This is a genomic window from Cyanobacteriota bacterium (genome assembly GCA_025054735.1).
Classification (GTDB): domain Bacteria; phylum Cyanobacteriota; class Cyanobacteriia; order SKYG9; family SKYG9; genus SKYG9.
On sequence record JANWZG010000302.1, the window covers coordinates 1 to 4979 of the forward strand.

Annotated in this window: 3 protein-coding genes; all 3 read left to right on the forward strand. The window is 50.1% G+C overall.

The features are described from left to right. The coding region (locus NZ772_13605; GenBank protein MCS6814585.1) for a hypothetical protein at nucleotides 1–3961 on the forward strand (3961 nt) is incomplete at its 5' end. A 49-nt stretch (nucleotides 3962–4010) separates the two neighbouring features. After that, the gene (locus tag NZ772_13610) at nucleotides 4011–4568 is read left to right on the forward strand and encodes a Uma2 family endonuclease (protein MCS6814586.1); all 558 of its coding nucleotides are present in this window, start codon (nucleotides 4011–4013) and stop codon (nucleotides 4566–4568) included. A gap of 17 nt (nucleotides 4569–4585) precedes the next feature. Beyond that, nucleotides 4586–4979: hypothetical protein (locus tag NZ772_13615; protein ID MCS6814587.1), on the forward strand; the 394-nt coding region annotated here is incomplete at its 3' end.

The following is a 4979-nucleotide window of genomic DNA, read 5'->3' on the forward strand; positions in this document are numbered from 1 at the left end:
GCAAACCCAGGACATAACGCCAAGGGTTGCTGATTTAGAACCAGCGCAGGCCGATGATGACCTTAACTCTGCGTTGGAATTTTTGGAGCAACTGAGTGCAGCATTAAATGACCAACCAACAGATACCAGTGAACAGGTATTGTCAGATGCTGATGATGTGCTAGAGGATGGCTTAGATGGTGATGATGCAGAGAGCGTAGTCAATTTATCAGATTTGTCAGACTCTATTGACCTGTCGGACTGGCCAGACTCTGATGATCTTCTGAGTGCTCTGGATGACTTGCCTGCTGTCCCAGAATCACCCCTGGACACGATCACCACAACATTGTCTGAGATGCCATCGCTGAAAAAGCCCAACAGCCCAGAAATAGATAGCTATGAATTAGATGCCTTTTATCAAAGTTTATTTGGTGATGATGCAGGCTTAGCAGCTAGTCAGGATGCTGAACCGGAACCACCTGAACCAACTGTAGAAACTGAGGCAAACACTCCCTCTGAAGGGCTGTCCCAGAGGATGGATGTAGTAGTAGACATGCTAATGGAGGCTCCGTCGTCCTTGCAGCCAATTGATGAAGATATGGCTACAGACGATGTTGTCATTGAGCCAGATGTTGTAGACGCTTCTGTTAGTTTGCAATCTGATGGCATGGTGACGCTAGAGAGTAGCGATCTGTTTCCTAACGTTGAGATGTTCTTGGAATCATCAGACCTGTTGCCCAATGGTGATGCCGATGACCTCAGTGCCAATCTGGGTAGTGCCGGGGATGATGGTTACAGCGAAATTTCTGCGGACGAGAATGATGTTATTCCAGCAAGCCCCTTACCCTTGACTCTTGATGATCTATTTCGAGCTGAAGAGCCAGAACCGCTATCCCGGCGATCGCCACCAGAGGCTTCCCTATCACTTGGCAGTGTACCATCGAGTTCTCTAGATGCGATCGCAACCCCCGCAATTTCAACTAATGAACCAGATGATAACGATACCCTAGCTAGCTTAGGCGATTTTTTAGGATTTTCCCAGACAATAACCCCTACTGAAACCCCCACTAAAGATGCTGGTTCTGCGACGGCTGCTGCTCCTTCTCCTTCAGTTTTGCCATCAGCTTCTGCTCAGCCATCTCCCAATGTCGATATCGGTGCAACAGATGAGGACTATATCCCAGCATCACCCGATGAAATGCTGCTAGTCAACGATCCTGACTCGATCCATGAAACCACACCAGCACAGGATGTTGATTTTTGGCTGAATGCCAGTGTTTTGCGGCAGTTAAGCGATGACTTGTCAAGCTTGGAGTATTCCCAGACGGCAGATGATGCCTGGGAAATGCTGCCGTTCGATGATTCTGCGGATACATTTACAGATACATCTGCAGATACAGCAGGTACATTTGATGAGCGACAATCCACGTCTGCGTCAGCCAACTCAGACGACAATGGCTCTGAAGATGATGCAGACAGTGATAGCTCCATGCCCCAAGCCCTACCCACTGCGGGTACATACCCTTCCCATCATCCAGTCACAGTTAACCCTGAACGTATAGATACCTTATTCGCTGCACTGGGGGATCCTGTTGATCTACAGTCGCCTCCTGACACAGAAACGTTGACTCCAGAGGGCTTAGCAGCGATGTTCTCTGATGCGCCTATTGGAGATGATTCTCCGCCAGAGGAAATGCCCCTAACACTGGACTCTCTTCCAGAAAGTCTAGGTGATGCTGTAGTTTCTCCTAACCTGTCGCCGCTACCCAATCCCCTTGCGGCAGTTACACTCTCATCGCCAAGTCTTTCTGCTGCTGACCCCGCTCCTGAAGATGTCACGATTGATGACATGTTTGCGGAGTTTTCTGGAGACGCTATCGAGCAAAAAAAAAAGATAGATGATGGCATAGTAGCTAGCGCTGCTGCAATGCCAACGGTGTTACAGTCTAACACGCGCTTGCAGACCAATACAGTGCTCCAGGCTGAACAAGCTTCCCACCCTCCTCAAGACCGACCTATTCAACAAGCAGAACCCAATGCAGACAAATGGTACTTGGGACTAGACATTGGTACTACAGGTATTTCTGCCGTGTTGCTAAACTGCACGGTAGGTAAGGTCTATCCCTTGGGCTGGCAGGTGGCTGAGTCTTCGGAGGTGATGCAGTCGTTTCGGCTACCTGCGATCGCCTGTCTGTCTACTATTAATGGCTCATTACAAGCGGTTGGCAATCAGATAGAGGCCATGCAGGCACTGTTGCAGTCTACCCGAGGTGGTGATCCTGCTAGTGTGGTGTTGCACCATTTCAAGCCCTATCTAAAGGCAGCTTTACCCTTTCAACCAGCAGGAGAGTTACCCCAACCCCAAGTACGTTGGTCAACTCAGGCGCAGGTCTCAATCGGGGACATTCAGCGTGTCCTCCAAACCCTATTGACCCAGTTGCTTACACCCAATACTAGTCATGTTTCAGCGCTGGGGCTAGATACGATCGCCTTGCGCAGAGCGTTGGCTTCCTTGTCGGGTGTGATTTTGGGCTATCCTCATAACTGGTCAGATACCTATAGCATCAACCTCCGGGATGTAGTGCTGAAAGCAGGCTTAGTGCAGGCTCCTGATCAGGTTATTTTTCTGGATGAGACGATCGCTGCTGTCTTGTCGGGGTTATCTGCTGTTCAGGATGCACTTCGTTCTGCAGGTAAACGGCAGCGGTTGCCTAAGGGAATGACATGGCGTGGCAGCACGTTGGTGATTAGTTCAGGTGCTACCTCAACGGAGTTAGCTGTAGTTTTCTTACCAGAGCAAATCCATGAGGTATCCCATCATGACTTTTTGATTCGCAGCCTTGCCTATGCAGGTAATGCCATCGACCAAGATATTCTGGGGCACGTTCTCTATCCGGCTTGGGTTGAGCAACAGAATTTGACGATCGCCCAAGCCCAAGTGCGAGAACAGGTAGTAGCCGGTGATCTCTTCCCTGACTTTACGATTCCTAATCCTGATGTCGATTGGGAAACCTTGGGAATTGTGCCCACAGAGTTGCCAACGCCGGGCGAACCTGATGTAGCTCGTCGTCAAGCCCTACAACAGCGTTTAGAGGGGTCGGTGTTTGGTACGTTATTGCTAGAGGCGGCTCGGTATATCAAACTAGCGCTTCAGTATCGCCAGTCAGTGGCAGTTGCTATCGGTAATCACACCTGTATCATTCAGCGACGACGGTTAGAGAGCGAGGTGTTTCTGCCCTTTGTAAAGCGCCTCAACGAGAGCATGAAAGCCTTGCTGGAGCAGACCGGGTTCCTTCCCCAGACTATTAACCAAGTAATCTGCACTGGTGGGACGGCTAGTCTGCCTGCAATTGCCCGCTGGTTGCGTCAAAAATTACCCAATGCCACCATCATTCAGGATACGTATGTGCCTGATCAGGTGTTACCACAATTGCTACCCAATGGTGTTGCCCATATCTTGCCGATAGCACCCTTGTGCAGCCGCGTTGCCTATGGTCTAGCCGTGCTGCCACTGTATCCTAATGTGCTGGATGTATCCCGTCATCAATACAGCGACTATTTCCTGTTAGCAGAGTTGTTACGGTTGGTTATGGATAAAAATCGGGTAACTGCTGCCACACCCCCCACTTTCTCGCTGCAAGAGGTTAACCAAAACCTAGCCGACAACGGCGTTGATACCCATGCTTGCCAGCACCGCATTCTTGCCCTTCTAGAAGGTCACTTGCCGCCAGGGTTGGTGCCATCTGCCAGCGATCGCGCACTCTTTTCACCAGAGTCGTTGAATCATCCCTACTATCAGCATCTGTTAGCAACTCCCCTATTTACTGGATACGATGATCCTGCTAGAGGGCGGGTCTATCGCGCTAACCTAGAGCAATGTCAGCGGGTTCAAGACTTTTTAACCATGGTTTTCAACACTAGTCATCACCCCCTAAATCGGTCGCTGACCATAGCCCTTAGCCCGGTCGATATCCCCAAGTGACAGAGATGCTATGCTGCTAACCAGAGGGAGAGAGTAAAACCATCGGCTCATGACAACACTACTAGCGCGACGGTTCACTGTTAGAGACTGTTACCGGATGCTGGAAGCAGACATCTTAACCGAGGACGATCGGGTAGAGTTAATTCGGGGCGAAATTATTCCAATGTCTCCTATTAGTCCATGTCATACTGGACGTGTTAAGCGTCTGAACCGTCTGTTCTTTACTCGATTAGGCGATCGTGTAGTTGTAAGTGTACAGGCTCCTATCGAGGTGGATGATACGTCAGAGCCACAGCCTGACCTAGCGGTGCTAACATTTCACGACGATTGTTACGCATCTAGACACCCTAAACCAGAGGACATCTTGTTAGTGGTAGAGGTTGCCAACACCCCAGGGGACTACGATCGTGAGATCAAAATGCCCCTCGACGCAGCAGCCAACATGCAAGAAGTCTGGTTGCTGGATGTGACCAGCCAGTGCTTAGAAGTCTTTCAGATACCCACACCCGATGGTTACCAGTCTGTGCAACAATTCTACCGGGGTCAGCAGGTGTCTCTGTTGGCATTTCCAGAGGTAGTTGTTTCGGTGGATGAGGTGCTGGGTTAGTCTTGAGCGGAGATCGGTTGACAGTAGACCTGCGAAGTTACGTATATCTCGATCGCTTGCAGCCTCAGTATGCGTCATACTTGGGCACGACGGCTCCTGGTTTTTTACCGTTGCCAGGAGATGCATCTCTGTGGATTGAAATCTCGCCCGGTGTGGATATTAACCGCATCACAGATGTTGCTATGAAATCTACCCGTGTGCGGCCTGGGTTGCAGATTATTGAACGGCTTTATGGCCTGTTAGAAATTCATGCCAATAACCAAGGGGATGTACGCACAGCAGGGCAGGCAATTTTGGAAACCCTCGGTGTGCGTGAACAGGAACGCATCAAGCCTCGTGTGGTGTCTAGCCAAATTATTCGCAACATTGATGCTCACCAAACTCAGTTGATCAACCGTATGCGACGGGGAC